The sequence below is a fragment of the Sutcliffiella horikoshii genome (assembly GCF_044809035.1).
GTDB classification, from domain to species: Bacteria; Bacillota; Bacilli; order Bacillales; family Bacillaceae_I; genus Sutcliffiella_A; species Sutcliffiella_A horikoshii_G.
In genome coordinates this window covers 3699821-3721702 of record NZ_CP085237.1, presented here as the reverse complement: position 1 = coordinate 3721702, position 21882 = coordinate 3699821, and the positions used below count along the sequence as shown (strand labels likewise).

The following is a 21882-nucleotide window of genomic DNA, read 5'->3' as shown; positions in this document are numbered from 1 at the left end:
TTCTGTTATAATAGCACTATTGTGTAATTTTTGAGAGGTAGGTACGGAAACTGTGAAAAATGAACTTTTAAATAAAGAGATAGATCGCCGCAGAACCTTTGCGATCATTTCCCACCCGGATGCCGGGAAAACAACGTTAACAGAGAAACTGCTTTTATTCGGAAACGTTATTCGTTCAGCGGGAACGGTAAAAGGAAAGAAGTCTGGAAAATTTGCAACATCTGACTGGATGGAAATCGAAAAGAAGCGTGGAATCTCGGTAACATCAAGTGTAATGAGCTTTGAGTATATGGATAAGCATATCAACATTTTGGACACTCCAGGACACGAAGATTTCAGTGAAGATACGTATCGTACGTTGACTGCCGTGGACAGCGCTGTGATGATCATTGACTGTACAAAAGGAGTCGAGCCGCAGACCATCAAGCTTTTCAAGGTTTGTCGTATGCGTGGTATTCCAATTTTCACCTTCATCAACAAATTGGATCGCGAAGGAAAAGAGCCGCTTGCGCTATTGGAAGAGATTGAAGAAGTGCTTGGCATTGAATCTTATGCGATGAACTGGCCGGTTGGAATGGGGAAACGCTTTTTAGGTGTTTACGACCGTTACAATGAAGTCTTCATTCGTTATCAAGGAAAAGATGAAGAGGATCGTATTCCGTTCAAAGAATTGGACGGGGTGGAGGAGATTGCTACGCACCCAACGTTCATTCAGGCAAAAGAGGATTTTGAATTGCTGGAAGAGGCCGGTAACGATTTTGACATCAACAAAGTGAAGAATGGTTTACAGACGCCGGTATTTTTCGGTAGTGCCATCTCCAACTTTGGTGTGGAAATGTTCTTCCGTACGTTCTTAGATCTTGCAAGTGAACCGCAGCCGCGTCAGACGGAAGAGGGTACGGTTGAGCCTAAATCTGGAGAGTTTTCCGGCTTTATTTTCAAAATACAGGCCAACATGAACCCTGCGCACCGTGACCGTTTGGCGTTCTTGCGCATCTGTTCCGGTGTGTTCGAGCGCGGAATGACGGTAACGGTAAGTAGAACAGGAAAGTCCATTAAGTTGACGCAGTCCCAACAGTTCCTGGCATCTGACCGTGAAACGGTAGATCATGCGTACCCTGGCGACATCATCGGTATTTATGATCCGGGAGTATACCAGATTGGCGACTCCCTGTTCAGCGGTGGTAACCAAAAGGTTGAATTCGATGAGATCCCGACGTTTGCTCCTGAGCTTTTCGTAAAAGTAGAAGCGAAAAACGTCATGAAAGGGAAGCAGTTCGGTAAAGGAATCACTCAGCTTGTGCAGGAGGGTGCCATCCAATTGTTCCGCCAATATGGCACAGAGGCTTACATCCTCGGAGCAGTTGGTCAGCTTCAATTGGACGTATTCGAGTACCGCATGAAGGGCGAGTACAACGTGGAAGTCGTCTACAATATGATCGGCTCAAAAATTCCGCGTTGGTTGGAAAGCCAAGATGTGGATACTTCATTGTTCGACTCCCGTAACATCCTGGTGAAAGACCGCAACGATCAGTATGTTGCTTTGTTTGATAACGACTTCTCGTTACGCTGGTTCCAAGATAAGAATCCGAAAATCGGCCTGATTGATATTATGGCGGATGAGGACTAAGTTTAGCGAGTATTTTTAAGATTAGAAGCTCAAAATCTCCTTTTGGAAGGGGGTTTTGGGCTTTTTTGTTTTTTGCAGGAGAATAAAGAAAACGCAGTAAGTATTAATAATCCCTTTAAAGTACGGGTTCCCCGGCCGATATAATAATTAAAAGCACGGCATTAGGGGGCAGTTTTATGGGGGATCAAGGGGATAAGTTAATGTGGCTAGGTTTATATAGAACAAGACACTACGTAGTTGGTGGGATGACAATCTTACAAGTGAACGGCCGTGAAGTGACGACGGGCAGTACGAAAGTGTATATGGAAGAGCTCAATATGGAAAAATTGAGGTTTATCAGTCGGGTGGAGATTCCGGAAAACAGTAATGTGCTATTGGGGCTGAAGTTCAAGGTAGCCAATCAATTGCTTGAGTTTAAAGCCAATATCCTTGGCGTTCAGGCAAATGTAAAAAAGAGACGATATACTTACTTGGTAGAGTTCATTATAGAAAACGATAGAGACACGCAGTCCCTTATTACCTTTGTAAATAAAATTCAGTTGGCTAACAAACAGAAGAAATTGAGAAGTGTGACGGAAATAGCTGTGGAAGTCGAGTGATTAAGGTGAAGAAAGCCGCCTGGGGATGGTTGGTCTTCTTATTTATTTTATATGAAGATAAAAAAACTGCTATACTAACAGTAGAAGATTTTCGGATGAAGATAGAAAAGAGGTTTTCAGATTGTTGGTAAAGCTTGTTTTGGCGTTGATTATCCCTGCGCTGCTCGTGGTCCTTTTTACAAGAGTGACCTATAACCTCTACGTTGGTACGGGTTTGGCGGTAGCCCTCATTTTAGTTTCTATTTTTAAAGGGCATGGGAATGAATGGTATGTTATTTTAGTGGACGTCCTGTCCTTAGTGATAGGCTTTTTGTATGCGAAGAAAATGGTAGGGAAATTCAAATAGCAAAAGAGGGAGCGGCTTTTCCGGATTACGGAAGGTCTGCTCCCTCTTTTGCTTGTTGTGCTGCTTGTTGATAGGTAGTCAATGCTTCTTGTTCTGCAGGTGTCGTCGACTCGATGCTGGCTGGTCTCACTACCCAAAGCGGGTCTTTTCCGAAGGTCTCCCCATATCCGGTAAGAACGCCTGTAAAGGTAAGAACATCGCCTACCCGGGGTGGAGATTCAAGCTCCTCTGCAAAAGTAACAAGGATGGCTGGAAGGAGCGGCTCCTGCAACTCATACGTCGAGTTATTTTCTACACGTGTCACCGTGGCAGTCCACCTAATGGCTTTGTCTTTATTCTCTTTAATGAAATCATGGACATACTCGCCATCCACTTCACTGTAAGTTAGTTCTTGCTCCGGGGTTTCCAATGCGCGTTCGTCTAGATAAGGGAAGTCTATCGTTTCTTCAGGAATATCGTTGAACGAACAGCCCATCATTAACATAACCAGCCAAGCAAAGCAGTACATTTTACTGTCAAAAAACTTTTTCATTATTAATCTCCTCAAAACTAGTTTCCGATTCCACATATATGATAATGATAAGAATATAGAAAACACTCTTAAAACGCAACATAGACGGGTATAGAGAAAAAAAGATAACTTTTATAAAAAAAGCGAATATCAGTTCGTATTTTTGTTGTTTTGGGCATGTGTTGTGGTAGAATATTGGTAGAGGTTAGATGAACGGAAATGGAGGCTTTTTGTAGATGGAACAGTTTGAGTTAGTTTCTGGATATAAGCCGGATGGAGATCAGCCGACCGCGATCGCGGAGATTGTGGAAGGCCTTAAAAACGGGAAAAAGCATCAGACGCTTCTTGGTGCTACTGGTACCGGTAAGACGTTTACTGTCTCCAATGTCATTCAAGCGGTAAACAAACCTACATTAATTATCGCCCACAACAAAACGTTGGCCGGGCAACTATATAGTGAGTTTAAAGAATTTTTTCCTAATAATGCAGTTGAATATTTTGTAAGTTATTATGACTATTATCAACCAGAGGCATATGTACCCTCCACTGATACATTCATCGAGAAGGACGCAAGCATTAATGATGAAATTGATAAACTGCGCCACTCGGCAACAGCCTCTCTCTTTGAGAGGAATGATGTTATCATCATTGCCAGTGTGTCGTGCATTTACGGCTTGGGGTCGCCGGAAGAATATCGCGACCTTGTCGTCAGCTTAAGAACGGGCATGGAAAAGGAAAGAAATGTCCTGCTACGAGATTTGGTTGACATCCAATACAGCCGGAATGATATCGACTTCAAACGTGGAACCTTCCGTGTTCGTGGTGATGTAGTGGAAATTTTCCCCGCCTCCCGCGACGAACATTGTATTCGCGTGGAATTTTTCGGCGACGAAATCGACCGTATTCGAGAAGTGGATGCACTAACAGGAGAGATTCTTGGAGACCGTAACCATGTTTCCATTTTCCCTGCATCCCACTTCGTAACCCGCGAAGAGAAAATGAAAAAAGCCATCGTCAATATTCAGGCAGAACTGGAAGAGCGACTAGAAGAGCTTCGTGAGGCAGGCAAACTGCTAGAAGCTCAGCGACTGGAACAGCGAACTCGTTATGACTTGGAAATGATGGCGGAAATGGGCTTTTGTTCTGGAATCGAGAACTACTCCCGACACCTGACACTTCGTCCGGCGGGATCAACACCTTACACCTTGATGGACTTCTTCCCTGAAGATTTCCTGTTGGTAATTGATGAGTCACACGTTACCCTTCCGCAAATCAGAGGGATGTTCAATGGGGACCAGGCAAGAAAGCAAGTCCTTGTAGACCATGGTTTCCGCCTGCCTTCAGCCAAGGACAACCGTCCACTAAGGTTTGAGGAATTTGAAAAGAAAACCGCACAGCTTGTTTATGTTTCTGCTACACCAGGACCATACGAGATTGAGCATACACCAAAAATGGTAGAGCAAATTATACGACCGACCGGACTGCTTGATCCAGTTATTGAAGTTCGTCCGATAAAAGGTCAGATTGACGACCTGATCGGTGAAATCCATCTACGAGTGGAACAGGATGAAAGAGTCCTTGTCACTACCTTGACGAAGAAGATGTCCGAAGATCTAACGGCTTACTTAAAAGAGCTAGGTATTAAAGTTGCGTACTTGCATTCTGAAATTAAGACGCTTGATCGGATTGAGATTATCCGGGAATTGAGAATGGGTAAACATGATGTTCTGATCGGGATCAACCTCTTGAGGGAAGGACTCGACATTCCGGAAGTGTCCCTTGTTACCATTCTTGATGCAGACAAGGAAGGTTTCCTCCGTTCTGAACGGTCCTTGATTCAAACAATCGGACGTGCGGCCCGTAACTCGAACGGTAAAGTCATCATGTATGCCGATAAAATAACGAAATCCATGGATATTGCGATAAATGAAACAAAGCGTCGCCGTGAAATCCAGGAGGCTTTTAACCTGGAGCATGGCATCACGCCGACAACCATCAAGAAAAAAGTTCCGGAACTTATCCGTGCCACTTTCGTAGCCGAGGAAGATGGCGATTACGAAGGCAAAGTACGGACGCTCAGACCGAAGAACAAGAAAGAAAGAGAAAAGCTCATAGAAAGCATGGAGCAGGAAATGAAAGATGCGGCAAAAGCGCTCGATTTCGAACGTGCAGCCGAGCTTCGTGACCTCATCTTGGAGCTCAAAGCGGAAGGGTGACAAAAGGATGGCAATGGATAAAATAGTTGTTAAAGGGGCCAGAGCCCATAACTTAAAAAACATAGATGTAACGATTCCCCGCGATAAATTGGTGGTGTTAACGGGGCTTTCAGGATCGGGGAAATCCTCTCTTGCCTTTGACACCATCTATGCGGAAGGACAGCGCCGATATGTGGAGTCCCTTTCTGCCTATGCGCGCCAATTCCTTGGACAGATGGACAAACCGGATGTGGATGCGATTGAAGGACTTTCGCCTGCTATCTCGATCGACCAGAAGACGACAAGCCGTAACCCTCGTTCTACGGTTGGGACGGTAACAGAAATTTATGATTATCTTCGTCTTCTTTTTGCGAGGGTAGGTAGGCCGACATGTCCGAAACATGGCATAGAAATTTCCTCCCAAACAATTGAACAGATGGTAGACCGGATCATGGAATATCCAGAACGAACCAAACTTCAAATTCTTGCGCCGGTGATTCAAGGCCGTAAAGGCACGCATGTGAAAACCCTTGAGGATATAAAAAAACAGGGATATGTACGCGTTCGTGTGAACGGTGAAATGATGGAAATCTCCGACGATATTGAGTTGGAAAAGAACAAAAAGCATTCTATTGAAGTTGTGATAGATCGCATTGTGGTAAAAGAAGGAGTGGAAACCCGTCTGTCAGATTCATTGGAATCTGCTCTCAGACTTGGGGAAGGAAAAGTTATTGTGGATGTAATTGGGGAAGAGGAACTTCTTTTCAGCGAGCATCATGCTTGTCCACAATGTGGATTTTCCATAGGTGAATTAGAACCAAGAATGTTCTCCTTTAACAGCCCTTACGGGGCATGTCAAAAGTGTGATGGACTGGGAACGAAGCTAGAAGTGGACATTGATTTGGTGATGCCGAACAAGAACCTCAGCTTAAAAGAACACGCTCTTGCACCGTGGGAACCGACAAGTTCACAATATTATCCACAAATGCTGCAAGCGGTGTGTAATCACTTCGGTATTGACATGGATGTACCAGTAAAAGATATCCCCAAGAACTTATTGGATAAAGTGCTTTACGGTAGTGGAAAAGAAGAAATTTACTTCCGCTATGAAAATGACTTTGGTCAAGTGCGGGAAAGCTACATCCTCTTTGAGGGAGTTATCCCCAATGTGGAAAGACGCTACAAGGAGACGAGCTCGGACTACATCCGTGAACAAATGGAAAAGTATATGGCGCAGCAACCTTGTCCAGCTTGTAAGGGGAACCGTTTGAAGTTAGAAAGCTTATCGGTACTTATCAACAATAGGCATATCGGAAATGTGACTAACTTTTCTATCGTCGAAGCACTGGATTTCTTTGATAGCCTGGAGCTGACCGAAAAAGAAAGAAAGATTGCCCAGATGATACTGCGAGAAATTGAGGAGCGTCTTGGGTTTTTGAATAATGTCGGATTGGATTATTTGACGATGAGTCGTTCTGCAGGAACGCTTTCCGGTGGAGAGGCGCAGCGGATTCGTCTTGCAACCCAAATTGGCTCACGATTGACAGGGGTATTGTATATCCTTGATGAGCCATCTATCGGACTTCATCAGCGAGATAATGACCGACTCATTCAAACGCTAAAGAACATGCGTGATATCGGGAATACGTTAATTGTTGTTGAACATGATGAAGATACAATGATGGCTGCGGACTATTTGCTTGATATCGGGCCAGGAGCAGGTGTTCATGGAGGTCAGGTGATCTCAGCCGGTACACCGGAAGAAGTAATGAACGACAAAAACTCCCTGACAGGTCAATATCTATCAGGCAAGAAGTTCATTCCGCTCCCGACAGAAAGAAAAGTGGTCAAGGACCGTTTTATCGAAGTGATCGGGGCGAACGAAAACAACTTGAGTAATGCGGATGTGAAAATACCGCTTGGGTGTTTTGTGGCAGTAACTGGGGTGTCGGGATCAGGAAAAAGTACGTTGATCAATGAAATTTTGCATAAGGCCCTTGCGCAGCGTTTGCATAATGCGAAGACAAAACCTGGCCAACATAAAGAGATTCGAGGAATGGACCATCTTGATAAGGTAATTGATATCGATCAGTCACCGATCGGAAGAACGCCACGTTCTAACCCTGCCACCTACACAGGGGTATTTGATGACATCCGGGACGTTTTTGCTTCGACCAATGAAGCGAAAGTTCGAGGATATAAGAAAGGTCGTTTTTCTTTCAATGTCAAAGGCGGCCGCTGTGAAGCGTGTCGGGGGGACGGAATTATTAAAATTGAAATGCATTTCCTTCCTGATGTGTATGTGCCATGTGAAGTGTGTCATGGCAAACGATATAACCGTGAAACGCTTGAAGTGCAGTATAAAGGAAAAAATATAGATGATATTTTGAAAATGACCGTTGAGGATGCAGTAAGCTTCTTTGAAAACATTCCGAAAATCAAGAGGAAGCTACAGACAATTTATGATGTAGGTTTAGGCTATATTACACTTGGTCAACCTGCCACCACTTTATCAGGTGGGGAAGCGCAACGTGTCAAACTTGCATCGGAATTGCACCGAAGATCTACAGGTCGTTCCCTTTATATCTTGGATGAACCGACAACAGGCTTACATGTGGATGACATCTCGAGACTGTTGAAGGTACTGCAACGCCTGGTGGAAAACGGGGATACCGTGCTGGTAATTGAACATAATTTAGATGTTATAAAAGCGGTGGACTATATGGTCGACCTTGGTCCAGAAGGTGGAGATAAAGGCGGCAGTATCATTGCCACTGGTACACCAGAAGAGGTCATTGAAGTGGAAGCTTCTTATACTGGACAATACCTCCGACCGGTCTTACTGCGTGACCGTGATCGAATGGAAGAGAAAGTCAGGAAAGTGGAAGCAGAAGCGGTCAGTAAAGGGTAACCAAAGCAGGATAAAGTGAAAAGGAGGACGGTACATGCCACTTGGCAGCCGTCCTCCTTTTTATTTGATTTCTACTGGTTTGTCTCTTGTTCTTTAACTTTCTTTTCAATAATATCTTGTAAGAATCGAACATCCATTTCATAGGTTTTGTCCTTGAAACGAATTTCGCCGGTATTTTCGTTCAGTATTCCCTTCAGATGAAACGAGGCACTTTGAATTTTGTATTCTTTTGTCCCTTCGTCATAGTGAAAGTCTGCTTTATCTATTTCGTTCGTCACGACAGGACGAATCGTATTCTCCACATAATTAGAGGAAGACTCGGTGAAATCGGGACCAAGTACACCAAAAAATATTAATCCGGCAAGTATGAGTCCAATCAATACAAGTTTAGACAAGATGCTTTTTAAGAAAGGAATCACCACAAACAAAATAATCAGCACGATAATGATCGTCAACAGATGATCCATAATAAAATCCATAATCCATTTCACTCCTTCCACACAATCTATACCCACAAACTAGAGCCATTATACCATCTAGCATGCCAGAACCACAAAGAATCGAAATACCCGCTCAGTCTATAAGACTTGAGGCGTACGACATGGGGTGGAAAAATCCTGCCGGGGTCTGACCCCTTTTCGAAATTTTTATGCAACAATAAGAGTATAAACAGAAAGTGAAACTTTTGGGTGTGTTGGGTCGTAGAGGTAGTATAGATGTTTTTTGGGGAATGGGTAAGTAAGGTTGAGTTTATTATAGAGTATAGAGGAGGATGTTTTGTATGGAAGAGCGTAAGCGTATTTTGAAGTTGGTGGAGGAAGGAAAGCTGACGGCGGAAGAGGCGATTATTTTATTGGAGAGTTTGGAGAAGAATAGTGAAGAAAAGAATTTGAGACAAGATGAAATTGTTTCAGAGCTTGCCAAGGATGCTAAAGGGTCACAGGAAGCAGAAGACAATATATTTAAGGCACTGTCCTCTAAGGTGTTTTCCAATGCCAATTTTAAAAATGGATCTGGCTCGGCAGGTTCGTCAGCAGGCGGTTCGAGCTCTTTTGATAAATCAAAATTTGATTCTTACAGCAAACAGGCGTCCTCTTTTAAAAATAATATCTTGGACTTTGTTGGAAGTGCCCTGCAGAAGATAAAAGATTTGGACTTGGATTTCAACTTTGGTCCTTCGATCTCGATTCAGCATATTTTCCAACAATCTGATGTGCATTTGCAACAAATCGACCTTGATGTGGCGAATGGGGCCGTTAAGGTGGTTCCTTGGAAAGAGAATGATGTGAAGATAGAGTGCGAGGCGAAGGTTTATGAGGAGAACTCCCAAGATGACGCGCGCAAAGCTTTCTTGAGTGAAGTGCTTTTCTCTATCGAAGCCGGGAAGCTACGTTTTTCTGTCCAGAAGAAACATATAAAAGTGAATGCGACGGTGTATGTGCCGGAAGAGAAATATGACAGCTTGAATATCCGCATGTTTAATGGACCGATATCAGGGGAAGGTTTACATGTAAAGTCGATGAAAATGAAGTCGGCGAATGGCTCGTTAACATGGGAGAACCTGACGAGCGATTATATTGAAGCGGAAACGGCTAACGGTCATATTAAATTGACAGATTGTGACGCGAAAGAAATCGAAGCGGAAACGATTAACGGTATGTTGAGAGTGAGCGGAAATATTGAGAAGCTGGATGTACAGAGTTTTAACGGGAATGTGGTTGGCGAGCTGACAGGTTCTGCTGCGCGTTCCATTATGGCAAAAACAAAAACTGGTAGTGTCGACCTGTTCATTCCAACAGGTAATGCAGTGGAAGCAGAGTTGAAAACGAACCTAGGAAGCTTTACGTGTGAGGTTCCTGGGATGGATATTGTGGAGGAAAAAAATGAAGTGGTGCAAAAGTCGCTTCATTTCAAAGCGAAAAAGGAAGATGCTCCACTCACCTACATCTTTGCGGAAACAAATACAGGTTCTATCTTAATCAAACCATATGAGGTGAAGTAATATGAAACGTCTTATCCGTTCCAAAAGCGACCGCAAACTTGCGGGAGTGCTTGGAGGCCTTGGGAAATATTTAGGAGTGGATTCCAATCTGCTGCGTGTTATTTTTGTCATTCTGCTATTCCCGACAGGAGTAATGCCTTTGATTGTTACGTACATTGTTTTAACTTTTCTACTTTCTAATGAAGAATCAGAGTTACGCTAATGAGATGGGCGGTTAGTATCCTCGTCAATGCATTAGTATTAATAGTGGTCGCTGGGTATGTTGAGTCGTTTCAGCTTAGCGGTGTCGGAGCGGCGATCATTGCAAGTTTGATTTTGGCAGTGTTAAATACCATTGTAAAACCGATTTTGGTCATTTTGACTTTGCCTGTCACGTTGCTTAGTCTTGGGTTGTTCTTGTTTGTCATCAATGCCATCACGCTTATGCTTACTGCTTTTTTGATGGGTGATGCGTTCAATATTGATGGGTTTGGAACGGCTATTTTGGCAGCGATTGTTATATCCATATTGAATTTGCTAATACAGAAGGCGATTGTCGAGCCTTTGCAAAAAAAGAATTAACATGAAACGCGAACCTGACTTCTCAAGGGTTCGCGTTTTTTTATGTAGGCTAGGCCTCCCACTTAATAAAAAAGTCAAATAGTGCTAAAATGAGAAAAGGTTGTTTTTACATAGGAAGCATCACAAAATGTTTCCATACTGAAGGAGGTTTTGGCTGTGCCAAAGGTTCGGACTAAGGATCTGATTGAGAAGTTTAATTTTGAATTGATTGGTGGGGAAGAGGGCGTGAACCGTCCGATTGCGACAAGTGATATTTCCCGACCTGGTATAGAGATTGCCGGCTATTTCACCTATTACCCGGCTGAGCGGATCCAATTGCTAGGAAAGACAGAGCTGTCTTTTTTTGAAAGACTTACGCCTAAGGAAAAAAGAGAGCGGATGAGTCAGCTTTGCACAGATATCACCCCGGGTATCATTGTTTCAAGGGATATGGAGGTTCCGCCTGAACTGGTGGAAGCGGCAGAGTATGAGAGTGTGCCACTTATGCGCTCCCCGATGAAAACGACGAGATTGTCCTCCCATCTGACCAATTACTTGGAAGGAAAGCTTGCACCGACAACAGCAGTTCATGGCGTGCTTGTCGACATTTATGGAGTTGGCGTGCTGATCACTGGGAAAAGTGGAGTTGGTAAAAGTGAGACGGCGTTGGAGCTAGTAAAAAGAGGGCATCGTCTTGTTGCGGACGATTGCGTGGAAATCAGGCAGGAAGATACGGATACGCTTATCGGGAATTCTCCGGAACTGATTGAACACCTGCTTGAAATTAGGGGTCTTGGAATTATTAACGTGATGACGCTTTTTGGAGCGGGAGCGGTGCGCAGCTATAAACGAATCACGCTTGTCATTAATTTAGAGCTTTGGGATAAAAACAAGCAATATGACCGTGTTGGATTGGATGAAGAAAAGATGAAAATTATTGATTCGGAAGTTACGCGCTTGACGGTCCCTGTCCGTCCTGGTCGAAACTTGGCGGTCATCATAGAAGTGGCGGCAATGAATTTCCGCCTGAAACGGATGGGCGTGAATGCTGCCGAGCAGTTCTCCAACCGTTTGTCAGGTGTCATTAACAATGAAAACGAGCATGAAGACATTTAATCGATAATGGAGTGTGGGGAACATGTTGTTAGGAAACATTGAGCCGTTGAATCCAATCATGATAAGCTGGCCGATCACGGTATATTGGTATGGTGCCATCATTGGAACCGGAGCACTGCTTGGTTTATGGCTGGCCACAAGGGAGTCAGAAAGACGGGGGCTTAACAAGGATGTATTTGTTGATCTTGTCTTGTTTGCCATCCCGATCGCTATTTTATGTGCAAGGCTGTATTATGTAGCATTTCAATGGGATCATTATTCACAAAATCCAGGCGATATTTTGAAAATATGGGAAGGTGGCCTGGCAATTCATGGTGGACTGATTGGAGCCATTACAACCGGGGTTATTTTTGCAAGAATACGAGGAATTTCGTTCTGGAAGCTTGCCGATATTGGTGCGCCAAGTATCCTTCTTGGTCAGGCGATTGGACGCTGGGGAAATTTCATGAACCAGGAAGCCCATGGTGGAGAAGTGACAAGAGCTTTCTTAGAAGGTCTTTACTTACCGGATTTTATCATCAACCAAATGTACATTAACGGTACATACTATCACCCAACGTTCCTTTATGAGTCAATCTGGAATTTCGTTGGTGTTGGATTGCTTCTATTACTGAGAAAAGTAAATCTAAGACGCGGGGAACTCTTCTTAAGTTACGTGATTTGGTATTCTGTCGGACGCTACTTTATTGAAGGAATGCGTACTGACAGCTTGATGTTGACAGAGTCTTTACGAATTGCACAAGTTATTTCCATTGGATTGGTCGTCCTTGCCATCGCCCTTATCATCGTGCGTCGCGTACTAGGAATGGCAAACAGACGTTACTTAGATCCAGAAAACAAAGGGCGTTATATGGACACGAAGAAAGATACGCCTGAAGCGACTAAATAAGACAAGCCTCCAACAGATATAAAATGGAGCGGCTACTTCAAAGGGGGAGGAGCTTCATGATGCAAACATTCAAACGTGGCTTGATGGTGGGGCTTGGGACGACATGGACGCTGGGGAAAGTCATCTTCCCCGTCACCCTTCTTGTTGGAATTCTTCAGCATACACCAGTGCTGCAATATTTAATAAACATGATTGCACCGATTATGGGGATTTTCGGTCTATCAGGTGAAGCGGCCATCCCGCTTGTTATCGGTAATTTCCTAAATTTATATGCTGGGATAGGAGCGATTCTCACCCTGGATTTAACGGTCAAAGAGGTATTTATTTTGGCAGTGATGCTCTCGTTTTCCCATAATCTTTTAGTAGAGTCGACAGTAGCGGCAAAAGTAGGGTTGAAAATATGGGTGATTCTAGCAGTCAGGCTTGGGCTTGCTTTTAGCTCAGCCATCATCATCAATCTTATCTGGAAAGGTGGAGGCGAGCTTGCCCAGTATGGAATGGTCGCAAAGTCGGAAGAGGCTGTAACAGGCTTTTTCCCGATCCTTCTTGATGCGACACAGCGCGGATTGATGGGCATTCTGCAGCTCGCCATCATCGTCATTCCGCTAATGATCCTTGTACAATATATGAAAGAACTCGGCTGGTTGGCGGTATTCTCCAAATGGATGGGGCCGTTCACACGAATGCTTGGAATGAAAGAGAATACGTCCACAACCATGGCGGCAGGACTCTTGATTGGCCTGGCATATGGAGCAGGAGTTATGATTCAGGCGGTAAAAGAGGATAATGTAAGTAAGAAGGACCTGACACTTGCCTTTATTTTTCTGGTTGCCTGTCATGCGGTAGTGGAGGATACGCTTATTTTTATTCCACTTGGCATTCCGGTTTGGCCATTACTTGCCATCCGTATTATAACAGCCATTCTCCTAACGATAGCAGTGGCTTTCATTTGGAAAAGGCTAGAAATTGCAAAAAGAAAGGAAGCATCTTATGACCATTAACACCGTGCTATTTGATTTAGATGGAACGTTAATTGATACGAATGACCTCATTATTGAGTCGTTTCTTCACACATTGGACCATTATTATCCGGATCAATACGGCCGTGAAGACGTACTGACTTTCCTCGGCCCCCCTTTATACGACACATTCGTAAAAATGGATGAGTCGAAAGTGGACGAAATGGTCGCCCATTACCGTGCCTTCAATATGTCCAACCATGACGAGTTTGTCACGGAGTTCGAAGGGGTATTGGAAACAGTGAAGATCCTTCATGAAAAGGGCTTAAAGCTTGGAATCGTGACAACAAAAATGCGCCAAACAGTCGTTATGGGACTGAAATTGACAGGGCTAGATCAGTACTTTGATGTGGTGGTCTGTCTTGATGATGTCACCAATGCCAAACCTGATCCTGAACCAATCCACCTTGCCTTGCAGCAGCTTGGCTCCACGCCAGAAGAGGCAATCATGGTCGGGGATAATTTTCATGATATTTTAGCAGGGAAAAATGCCGGTACGAAAACGGCAGCAGTAAGCTGGACCATTAAAGGAGTCGAATACCTTCAATCCTTTGAGCCAGATTACACCTTGACACATATGCAAGATTTACTGCCGCTAGTGGGAGTGAACAAGGGTGAGTAGACGGACGACCCGCTTTCCGGTGGAGGGTGCGAATTCCCTGTGGCACGTCTATAAAACCGTTCCTTTTTTAAAAGTGGTGAAAAACTTCGCGGTCATTCAGCTTGCCAGGTACACGCCTTTTCTTGGAATGAAAAACTGGCTCTACCGCACCTTCTTACGCATGAAGGTTGGGGAGCAGACCTCTTTCGCCTTAATGGTGATGCTAGATGTCATGTTTCCGGAAAAAATAAGCGTCGGCCGCAACACAGTCATAGGCTATAACACCACCATCCTTGCCCACGAATATTTGGTCAAGGAATACCGCCTCGGCGATGTTGTCATCGGCAGCGAAGTGATGATCGGTGCCAACACCACCATCCTTCCCGGTGTCATCATCGGCGACGGCGCCATCGTCTCAGCTGGCACCCTTGTACATAAAGATGTCCCAGAAGGTGCCTTCGTCGGCGGAAACCCGATGCGCGTCATCTATACAAAAGAGGAAATGCAGGAGCGGATGAGGTTTTAGTTGGCGAGAAGCTCAGCTAGCGTATGAAGACCTGTCAGGCGTCATTTTTGGGTGAGCGAAGTCCTCATAGCGTTTATGAAGACGTGTCTGGCGTCAATTTAGAGCGAGCTGAGTCCTCATAGCAGTTATGAAGACCTGTCTAGCATGAATTTTGAGCAAGAGAAGTCTTCATGAGCATTATGAAGACGTGTCTAACATAAATTTTGAGCCAATGAGGTCTTCATCAATAATTCAATCACCAATCTTCAATTACAAGCACTTTGTCTCCAAGGATAAAGTGCCTTTTTTTACCCAAAATGGAGAAAGACACCACCCCAACCGTTAACACTTGACCAAAAAGCTTCATTTTGTTAGTATGTTACCATATTAGCGAACTAAAGGATTTCAGATTATTATAAAAGGTGGGTATCCACATGTCAAAACCATTCATGTTCGAAAAACCACTAGGAATGCGGGACACGCTTCCTTCCATATATGAAGCAAAACAGAATGTCAAAAACAATCTGACTGCAGAAATCAGTCAATGGGGCTATCAGTTCATGGAAACGCCGACCCTTGAATACTACGAAACAGTAGGCGAAGCATCCGCCATCCTCGATCAGCAGCTGTTCAAGTTACTAGATCAGCAAGGGCATACGCTCGTGTTAAGACCAGATATGACGGCGCCGATTGCAAGGGTGGCCGCTTCAAGACTCTTAAATGAAGGTTATCCGCAGCGGCTTGCCTACTCAGCTAATGTTTTCCGGGCTCAACAGAGTGAAGCAGGCAGACCGGCAGAGTTTGAGCAAATTGGTGTGGAGTGTATTGGCGACCGTTCGATCAGCGCAGATGCCGAAATGATTGCCTTGCTTGTAGCACTACTGAAAAACACAGGATTATCAACGTTCACTGTCGCGATTGGCCATATAGGATTCTTGCAGGAGATTTTCCTCGATATTGTAGGCAATGAAGATCGCGCAGCAACATTGAGAAGATTTTTATATGAGAAAAATTACGTGGGGTATCGCGAGCATGTGAAAAGCTTGCCGCTATCCTCGATTGATAAAAAACGTCTTTTAAACTTGTTAACATTAAGAGGAGATTGGTCCAATATTGAACTTGCTAAAGAAGTGCTGGATGGAGAGGCTGGAAAGAAAGCAATTCAAGAACTCGAGCAACTCTGGACGATGTTAGAAGCTTATGGCGTTACAGATTTTGTGAAGCTTGATTTGAATATTGTCAGTCATATGAGCTACTACACTGGCATCGTGTTTGAGGCGTATGCCGGAAACATTGGTTTTCCGATTGGTAACGGTGGAAGATATGACAAGCTTTTCGAGAAATTCAACCGCGAGAAATCGGCAACAGGCTTTGGAATCCATTTAGATCGCCTGTTAGAAGCGAAAGGTGTTAAAAAGGCGGAAGTGCAGATACAAGGAGTTTTGTTCAGCCAGGAAAGAAGAGCAGAAGCCATCGCATTTGCCGCGACAAAAAGAGAAGCAGGAGAAAAAGTAATCCTTCAGGACATATCTGGAGTCGAAAATGTGGATGCATGCACAGCATCCTTCCGTGATGTAACCTTTTTCCTTGGAAAAGCTAGAAAGGAGAGCGAAGCATGAGCGTATTGACGATCGCGATGCCAAAGGGAAGAATCTTTGAAGAAGCTGCACAATTGCTTGTAAAAGCAGGTTATCAGATTCCTCCTGATCTTGAGGATTCCAGAAAGCTAATTATTGATGTGCCTGCTGAAAACATGCGCTTTATACTAGCGAAGCCGATGGATGTGACGACATATGTAGAGCATGGTGTGGCAGATATCGGAATAGCCGGTAAAGACGTGATGCTTGAAGAGGAGCGGGACGTGTATGAAGTGCTCGACCTTAAAATCAGTGACTGTTATTTGGCGGTTGCGGGACTTCCGGGAACGGAAATGAAGGATGTGGCGCCTAAAATTGCCACCAAATATCCTGGAATTGCTTCCAGTTATTACAGAGAGCAAGGGGAGCAGGTTGAGATCATCAAGCTGAACGGTTCGATAGAGCTCGCCCCGCTGATTGGCTTGTCTGACAGGATTGTGGATATTGTATCCACAGGACGGACGTTGAAAGAGAATGGTCTGGTGGAATTTGAGAGGATTGTGGATATTACATCACGATTGATTGTGAATCCTGTGAGTTACCGGTTAAAAGACAAACAGATAGATGAACTTGTGGATAGATTAGCAGAGGTAGTTGGAGAGGTGTAAAGAATGATGAAGATAAAAAAAGTGAGTGAAACCGTATCCTTACGGCGATCGATCGATCAGGGAACGGAAGAGCAACGCAAAGCTGTCCTTCAAATCCTGCAAACGGTCAAGGAACATGGAGATCGAGCGCTATTCTCTTACACGGAAAAATGGGATGGCGCGAAGCTATCCACACTAAAAGCGACAAAAGAAGAGATAAAAGCAGCTTATCAACAGATTTCTCCACAAGTTATCAACATTATCCACAACGCAGTGGAAAACATCCGTGATTTTCATCAAAAACAGGTAAAACAGTCGTGGTTATCCACAAAACCGGACGGCACCATTCTTGGACAACAGGTAACTGCACTTGATGCCGTGGGTGTCTATGTACCAGGTGGTAAAGCTGCCTATCCGTCTTCTGTATTAATGAATGTCATTCCGGCACAAGCGGCTGGGGTGGAACGTATTGCGATGGTGAGTCCGCCTTCTGAAGATGGTACATTGCCTGCAGGAGTGCTTGTGGCAGCAGATATTCTTGGTGTGGATGAAATTTATAAAGTTGGTGGTGCACAAGCGGTTGCCGCACTTGCCTATGGGACGGAAACCATCTCGGCTGTGGATAAAATTGTTGGACCAGGGAATATCTTTGTCGCACTTGCGAAAAAAGAAGTATATGGACTTGTGGATATTGACAGCATTGCCGGACCTAGTGAAATTGTTGTGTTGGCGGATGAAACGGCCAGACCAAATGAAATCGCGGCGGACTTGTTGTCCCAGGCAGAACATGATGAACTGGCTTCAAGCGTTCTTGTTACGACTTCTACATCCCTTGCGGAACAGGTCGCACAGGAAGTGGTAGACCAATTGTCCACACTGCCGCGCGAAGCAATTGCGCGAGCTTCAATCGAGGCATACGGCACTATCTTTGTAACAGATACAATGAAAGAAGCTCTCCGTGTCGTGAATGAACTTGCACCGGAGCATTTGGAAGTGATGACAGCCGAGGCGATGAATCTTCTCCCCTTTATAAAGCATGCCGGAGCCATTTTTCTAGGAAGATATAGCTCGGAGCCAGTTGGGGATTATTTTGCCGGGCCGAATCATGTTTTACCTACTAATGGGACAGCACGTTTTTCCAGTGGATTGTCTGTGGATGAATTTGTGAAAAAGTCCAGTGTGATCATGTATAGTGAACAGGCATTACAAGAGAATGTGGATAAAATTGCAGCGTTTGCACGATTAGAGGGTTTGGAAGCTCATGCCCGTGCGGTTGAATCCCGATTTACTAACAAGGAAGAGTGAGGAGAAATTCTGATGACACGAACAGCCAGTTTAGAGAGAAATACGAAGGAAACACAGATACAGCTTGCTTTTACGATAGATGGAGAAGGGGCAGCAAAGCTTGAGACACCTGTACCTTTTATGACACATATGCTTGATCTTTTTACAAAGCACGGCCAGTTTAATCTGGACCTGCAAGCAAATGGGGATGTGGATATCGACGATCACCACACAACAGAGGATATCGGAATCTGTCTTGGTCAAGCATTAAAGGATGCACTTGGGGATAAAGTGGGGATAAAACGATACGGAAATGCATTTGTGCCAATGGATGAGGCGCTTGCACAAGTGATTGTAGATTTAAGCAACCGTCCGCATCTTGAAATGAGAGCAGAATTCCCGAGTCAAAAAGTAGGCACATTTGATACCGAGCTTGTGCATGAATTTTTATGGAAGTTTGCATTAGAAGCACGAATGAACCTTCACGTGATTGTGCATTACGGGACGAACACCCATCACATTATTGAAGCGATATTCAAGGCGCTTGGCCGTGCTTTAGATGAAGCAACCACGATTGATCCGCGAGTTAAAGGGGTACCATCGACGAAGGGAATGTTATAGAAGATGATTGGCATCATAGATTACGGAATGGGGAATTTGTATAGCGTCAGCAAGGCATTAGAGCGGATGGAAGTCGAGTATATCATCTCCAATGACCGGGATGTGCTGTTTGAAGCAGAAGGATTGATACTTCCTGGTGTAGGCTCGTTCCGTGACGCCATGTCCATTTTACAGGAAACTGGCCTTGATTCTTTTATAAAAGAAGAGGTCGCACGCGGGAAAAAATTGCTTGGAATTTGCCTTGGCATGCAACTGTTATTTGAGGAAAGTGAAGAAAATGGGGTAACAGAAGGACTCTCCCTGCTGAAGGGAAAAGTCGAACGCTTTCCTGGAATTACAGCAGAAGGCGCGTCTTACAAAGTCCCGCATATGGGCTGGAACAAGCTCGAATTCCACCAGGCTTCCCCTCTCCTCGACGGCGTGCCAGAGGACTTTGTCTATTTTGTTCATTCGTATTATGTGAAGGATTTTGAGGGAGCGGAATTATTGGCAAGCAGTACATACAATGTGCAGGTACCAGCTGTGGTGGGGCGTGAAAATGTCTTTGGGACACAGTTTCACCCGGAAAAGAGCAGCGGTGTAGGCTTGGCGATATTAGAGAACTTTGTGAACCTTGTGAAGGAAGAGGAGCGATAATATGAGCTTTACCATTTATCCGGCAATTGATATGCGCGGTGGAAAATGTGTCCGTCTGCTGCAGGGGGATTATAGTAAGGAAACGGTCTATGGCGATTCTCCATTTGATATGGCGAAAACGTTTGTGGAGCAGGGAGCAGAGTGGATTCATATGGTGGACCTTGACGGCGCAAAGGCTGGGTCGCCAGTTAATGACCTATTTGTGCTGCAGGTGGCCCGCGAGCTGCCGGCAAAGGTACAGATTGGCGGGGGGATCCGCACGGCGGAGGACGTGGAGCATTATTTAGAAAATGGTGTGGACCGGGTTATTTTAGGCAGCGCGGCCATTAATGACCCTGACTTTGTGAAGGACATGCTTTCAAAATATGGAGCGAAAATCGCGATTGGGCTTGATGCTAAAGACGGCTATGTGGCAACAGAGGGCTGGGTGGAGACGTCAACCGTAAAAGCAACCGTACTTGGAAAAGAGCTGGCGGACGCAGGAGCGGAGACCTTTATTTTCACTGATATCGCTACAGATGGCATGTTATCCGGGCCGAATGTCGATGCGACGGTGGAGCTAGCGCGTGTGACAGGGGCTTCTGTCATTGCTTCAGGAGGAGTCAGTTCTGTGGATGATCTGTTGTCCCTTCGGAAATTTGCAGCCAATGGCGTGTCAGGTTCCATCGTAGGAAAAGCGATTTACACGGAGAAAATAGTTCTTGCCCGTGCATTGGAAGAGGTGAAATAGATGCTAACGAAACGAATCATACCTTGTCTGGATGTAAAAGAAGGACGTGTGGTAAAAGGAGTGCAGTTTGTCGAACTCCGAGATGCGGGAGATCCTGTCGAGCTTGCTGCCTTTTATGATGAAGAAGGTGCAGATGAGTTAGTATTCCTTGATATTTCAGCTTCCCATGAAGGTCGGGAAACAATGGTCGATGTGGTCGAGCAGGTGGCTGCGAAATTGGCGATTCCGTTCACAGTCGGCGGAGGCATCAATTCTATAGAGGACATGAAACGATTGTTGCGTGCCGGTGCAGATAAGGTGTCATTGAACACTGCAGCATTGCTGAATCCTTATTTAATCCAGGCCGGAGCAGATTATTTTGGCTCACAATGCATAGTGGTGGCGATTGATGCTAAGTATGACGAAAGCCTCGGTTCATGGAGAGTGTATACGCATGGTGGACGCCGCGAAACGGACTGGGAAGTAGTGAAGTGGGCACAGGAAGCGGTTAAGTTGGGCGCCGGTGAGATTTTATTGACGAGCATGGACAGTGACGGAGAAAAGAAAGGGTTCAACTTGGCGCTGACTAAAGCGGTCAGCTCGGCTGTCTCGGTACCGGTCATTGCCTCTGGTGGAGCCGGCGAAGCTGCTCATTTTCTGGATGCGTTTGAAGAAGGAGCGGCAGATGCAGCGTTAGCGGCCTCCATTTTCCACTACAAAGAAACGAGTGTAAAAGAAGTGAAAAGTTATCTTAAGGAGAAAGGGGTGCAGGTTCGATGATCAATCTTGAGGCGGTTAGATTTGACGAAAAGGGGCTTGTCCCTGCCATTGTGCAAGATGCTTCCACGAAGGAAGTGTTGACACTGGCATATATGAACGGAGAGTCGCTCGTGAAAACGGTGGAGACTCGGGAAACTTGGTTTTGGAGCCGTTCTCGTGGCGAACTTTGGCACAAGGGAGCAACATCCGGTAACACACAGCGTGTTGTAGAGATGCGGTACGATTGTGATCAGGACGCGGTGCTTGTGTTGGTGAAGCCGAATGGACCGGCCTGTCATAAGGGGGAGGATACTTGTTTTCACGAAGTAGTGCTGACAGCGAAATCACATGAGGTGGCTACGTTCGGCGGATTTGATCCCACTTCCATTTTATCACGTTTAGAGTCAGTGATTGCCTCCAGAGCTGTGGATAAACCTGATGGATCTTATACTACCTACCTTTTTGAAGAGGGTGTGGATAAGATTTTGAAAAAGGTTGGTGAGGAAGCGGCGGAAGTAATCATTGCCGCGAAGAACCGTGACCGCGGGGAGCTTACATGGGAAGTTGCCGATCTGCTATTTCACGTGATGGTGCTTCTGCGTGAGCAGGACGTGAAATTGGATGAAGTGTTGGCGGTGCTGGAGGAACGGCATGCAAAAAAGCCTGAGGATGATCAGTGAAAATAACGATGTTTCGTGCACTTTTCTAGTTGAAAGCTGGAAAAGTGTTTTTTGTTTGCTGAAAAAGAACGCATCAAAATTTCCCACCTATTCTTTCCATCCCGT

23 protein-coding genes are annotated in these 21882 nt (G+C 45.0%); 21 read left to right on the top strand and 2 right to left on the bottom strand.

The window, feature by feature from the left end; all coding sequences use genetic code 11:
• Positions 1–52: 52 nt before the first annotated feature.
• The 3 genes from LG307_RS19350 to LG307_RS19340 all read left to right on the top strand — a co-directional run bounded on the left by LG307_RS19350 (position 53) and on the right by LG307_RS19340 (position 2575).
• The gene (locus tag LG307_RS19350; protein ID WP_404445418.1) at positions 53–1630 is read left to right on the top strand and encodes a peptide chain release factor 3; all 1578 of its coding nucleotides are present in this window, start codon (positions 53–55) and stop codon (positions 1628–1630) included.
• A 176-nt stretch (positions 1631–1806) separates the two neighbouring features.
• A complete protein-coding gene (locus LG307_RS19345; RefSeq protein WP_404445415.1) occupies positions 1807–2229 on the top strand; it encodes a hypothetical protein in 423 nt (140 codons plus the stop codon).
• Positions 2230–2350: 121 nt separating this feature from the next.
• Positions 2351–2575 carry a DUF2198 family protein gene (locus LG307_RS19340; RefSeq protein WP_404429279.1) on the top strand — a complete coding sequence of 75 codons (225 nt, stop codon included), beginning with the start codon at positions 2351–2353 and terminating at the stop codon, positions 2573–2575.
• A gap of 25 nt (positions 2576–2600) precedes the next feature.
• Here the strand turns inward: LG307_RS19340 and LG307_RS19335 are convergent, their stop codons facing one another.
• Positions 2601–3107 (bottom strand): hypothetical protein, encoded by a 507-nt coding sequence (locus LG307_RS19335; protein ID WP_404445413.1) that lies wholly within the window; start codon positions 3105–3107, stop codon positions 2601–2603.
• 215 nt (positions 3108–3322) lie between these two features.
• Here LG307_RS19335 and uvrB point away from each other — a divergent pair, with 215 nt between their 5' ends.
• Complete coding sequence (gene uvrB, locus LG307_RS19330; RefSeq protein ID WP_404445411.1) at positions 3323–5302, top strand: excinuclease ABC subunit UvrB; 1980 nt, start codon at positions 3323–3325, stop codon at positions 5300–5302.
• A gap of 7 nt (positions 5303–5309) precedes the next feature.
• Positions 5310–8192 carry an excinuclease ABC subunit UvrA gene (uvrA, locus tag LG307_RS19325; protein WP_404445409.1) on the top strand — a complete coding sequence of 961 codons (2883 nt, stop codon included), beginning with the start codon at positions 5310–5312 and terminating at the stop codon, positions 8190–8192.
• Positions 8193–8263: 71 nt separating this feature from the next.
• On the opposite strand, the gene LG307_RS19320 is transcribed toward uvrA, so the two are convergent.
• Positions 8264–8671 (bottom strand): hypothetical protein, encoded by a 408-nt coding sequence (locus LG307_RS19320; RefSeq protein WP_404445406.1) that lies wholly within the window; start codon positions 8669–8671, stop codon positions 8264–8266.
• A gap of 302 nt (positions 8672–8973) precedes the next feature.
• On the opposite strand from LG307_RS19320, the gene LG307_RS19315 reads away from it, so the two are divergent.
• The 16 genes from LG307_RS19315 (at position 8974) to hisIE (ending at position 21777) form a co-directional block, all read left to right on the top strand.
• Positions 8974–10194 carry a DUF4097 family beta strand repeat-containing protein gene (locus LG307_RS19315; protein ID WP_404445403.1) on the top strand — a complete coding sequence of 407 codons (1221 nt, stop codon included), beginning with the start codon at positions 8974–8976 and terminating at the stop codon, positions 10192–10194.
• Between the two features lies 1 nt (position 10195).
• Positions 10196–10396 carry a PspC domain-containing protein gene (locus LG307_RS19310; RefSeq protein WP_404445400.1) on the top strand — a complete coding sequence of 67 codons (201 nt, stop codon included), beginning with the start codon at positions 10196–10198 and terminating at the stop codon, positions 10394–10396.
• The gene (locus LG307_RS19305; protein ID WP_404445397.1) at positions 10396–10755 is read left to right on the top strand and encodes a phage holin family protein; all 360 of its coding nucleotides are present in this window, start codon (positions 10396–10398) and stop codon (positions 10753–10755) included. Before LG307_RS19310 ends, LG307_RS19305 begins: the two co-directional genes overlap by 1 nt.
• A 156-nt stretch (positions 10756–10911) precedes the next feature.
• The gene (gene hprK, locus LG307_RS19300; RefSeq protein WP_404445394.1) at positions 10912–11850 is read left to right on the top strand and encodes an HPr(Ser) kinase/phosphatase; all 939 of its coding nucleotides are present in this window, start codon (positions 10912–10914) and stop codon (positions 11848–11850) included.
• Between the two features lie 22 nt (positions 11851–11872).
• The gene (lgt, locus tag LG307_RS19295; protein WP_404445390.1) at positions 11873–12739 is read left to right on the top strand and encodes a prolipoprotein diacylglyceryl transferase; all 867 of its coding nucleotides are present in this window, start codon (positions 11873–11875) and stop codon (positions 12737–12739) included.
• A gap of 56 nt (positions 12740–12795) precedes the next feature.
• Positions 12796–13740, top strand: a complete 945-nt coding sequence (locus LG307_RS19290; RefSeq protein ID WP_404445388.1) for a nucleoside recognition domain-containing protein — start codon at positions 12796–12798, stop codon at positions 13738–13740.
• Positions 13730–14380 carry a pyrophosphatase PpaX gene (ppaX, locus tag LG307_RS19285; RefSeq protein WP_404445385.1) on the top strand — a complete coding sequence of 217 codons (651 nt, stop codon included), beginning with the start codon at positions 13730–13732 and terminating at the stop codon, positions 14378–14380. Before LG307_RS19290 ends, ppaX begins: the two co-directional genes overlap by 11 nt.
• On the top strand, positions 14373–14885 hold the full coding sequence (locus LG307_RS19280; RefSeq protein WP_404445383.1) for an acyltransferase: 513 nt from the start codon (positions 14373–14375) through the stop codon (positions 14883–14885). The genes ppaX and LG307_RS19280 overlap by 8 nt, the downstream gene beginning before the upstream one ends.
• A gap of 413 nt (positions 14886–15298) precedes the next feature.
• Entirely contained in the window at positions 15299–16483 is a 1185-nt protein-coding gene (locus LG307_RS19275) for an ATP phosphoribosyltransferase regulatory subunit (protein WP_404445380.1), read from the top strand.
• On the top strand, positions 16480–17109 hold the full coding sequence (gene hisG / locus LG307_RS19270) for an ATP phosphoribosyltransferase (RefSeq protein WP_404445377.1): 630 nt from the start codon (positions 16480–16482) through the stop codon (positions 17107–17109). Before LG307_RS19275 ends, hisG begins: the two co-directional genes overlap by 4 nt.
• 6 nt (positions 17110–17115) lie before the next feature.
• Positions 17116–18393 (top strand): histidinol dehydrogenase, encoded by a 1278-nt coding sequence (gene hisD, locus LG307_RS19265; protein WP_404450508.1) that lies wholly within the window; start codon positions 17116–17118, stop codon positions 18391–18393.
• Between the two features lie 12 nt (positions 18394–18405).
• Positions 18406–18993, top strand: coding sequence for an imidazoleglycerol-phosphate dehydratase HisB (hisB, locus tag LG307_RS19260; protein WP_404445375.1), 588 nt, complete (start codon positions 18406–18408; stop codon positions 18991–18993).
• A gap of 3 nt (positions 18994–18996) precedes the next feature.
• Positions 18997–19629, top strand: coding sequence for an imidazole glycerol phosphate synthase subunit HisH (hisH, locus tag LG307_RS19255; RefSeq protein ID WP_404445372.1), 633 nt, complete (start codon positions 18997–18999; stop codon positions 19627–19629).
• 1 nt (position 19630) lies between these two features.
• Positions 19631–20359, top strand: coding sequence for a 1-(5-phosphoribosyl)-5-[(5-phosphoribosylamino)methylideneamino]imidazole-4-carboxamide isomerase (gene hisA, locus LG307_RS19250; RefSeq protein WP_404445369.1), 729 nt, complete (start codon positions 19631–19633; stop codon positions 20357–20359).
• Complete coding sequence (gene hisF / locus LG307_RS19245) at positions 20360–21118, top strand: imidazole glycerol phosphate synthase subunit HisF (protein ID WP_404445367.1); 759 nt, start codon at positions 20360–20362, stop codon at positions 21116–21118.
• On the top strand, positions 21115–21777 hold the full coding sequence (gene hisIE, locus LG307_RS19240; RefSeq protein WP_404445364.1) for a bifunctional phosphoribosyl-AMP cyclohydrolase/phosphoribosyl-ATP diphosphatase HisIE: 663 nt from the start codon (positions 21115–21117) through the stop codon (positions 21775–21777). The genes hisF and hisIE overlap by 4 nt, the downstream gene beginning before the upstream one ends.
• Positions 21778–21882: the final 105 nt, after the last annotated feature.

Coding starts and splice junctions, on each gene's coding strand:
- LG307_RS19345 (WP_404445415.1), top strand. CDS start 1,807: ATGGGGGATCAAGGGGATAAGTTAATGTGGCTAGGTTTATATAGAACA.
- LG307_RS19335 (WP_404445413.1), bottom strand. CDS start 3,107: ATGAAAAAGTTTTTTGACAGTAAAATGTACTGCTTTGCTTGGCTGGTT.
- uvrB (WP_404445411.1), top strand. CDS start 3,323: ATGGAACAGTTTGAGTTAGTTTCTGGATATAAGCCGGATGGAGATCAG.
- uvrA (WP_404445409.1), top strand. CDS start 5,310: ATGGCAATGGATAAAATAGTTGTTAAAGGGGCCAGAGCCCATAACTTA.
- LG307_RS19320 (WP_404445406.1), bottom strand. CDS start 8,671: ATGGATTTTATTATGGATCATCTGTTGACGATCATTATCGTGCTGATT.
- LG307_RS19315 (WP_404445403.1), top strand. CDS start 8,974: ATGGAAGAGCGTAAGCGTATTTTGAAGTTGGTGGAGGAAGGAAAGCTG.
- LG307_RS19310 (WP_404445400.1), top strand. CDS start 10,196: ATGAAACGTCTTATCCGTTCCAAAAGCGACCGCAAACTTGCGGGAGTG.
- LG307_RS19305 (WP_404445397.1), top strand. CDS start 10,396: ATGAGATGGGCGGTTAGTATCCTCGTCAATGCATTAGTATTAATAGTG.
- lgt (WP_404445390.1), top strand. CDS start 11,873: ATGTTGTTAGGAAACATTGAGCCGTTGAATCCAATCATGATAAGCTGG.
- LG307_RS19290 (WP_404445388.1), top strand. CDS start 12,796: ATGATGCAAACATTCAAACGTGGCTTGATGGTGGGGCTTGGGACGACA.
- ppaX (WP_404445385.1), top strand. CDS start 13,730: ATGACCATTAACACCGTGCTATTTGATTTAGATGGAACGTTAATTGAT.
- LG307_RS19275 (WP_404445380.1), top strand. CDS start 15,299: ATGTCAAAACCATTCATGTTCGAAAAACCACTAGGAATGCGGGACACG.
- hisG (WP_404445377.1), top strand. CDS start 16,480: ATGAGCGTATTGACGATCGCGATGCCAAAGGGAAGAATCTTTGAAGAA.
- hisD (WP_404450508.1), top strand. CDS start 17,116: ATGAAGATAAAAAAAGTGAGTGAAACCGTATCCTTACGGCGATCGATC.
- hisB (WP_404445375.1), top strand. CDS start 18,406: ATGACACGAACAGCCAGTTTAGAGAGAAATACGAAGGAAACACAGATA.
- hisH (WP_404445372.1), top strand. CDS start 18,997: ATGATTGGCATCATAGATTACGGAATGGGGAATTTGTATAGCGTCAGC.
- hisA (WP_404445369.1), top strand. CDS start 19,631: ATGAGCTTTACCATTTATCCGGCAATTGATATGCGCGGTGGAAAATGT.
- hisF (WP_404445367.1), top strand. CDS start 20,360: ATGCTAACGAAACGAATCATACCTTGTCTGGATGTAAAAGAAGGACGT.
- hisIE (WP_404445364.1), top strand. CDS start 21,115: ATGATCAATCTTGAGGCGGTTAGATTTGACGAAAAGGGGCTTGTCCCT.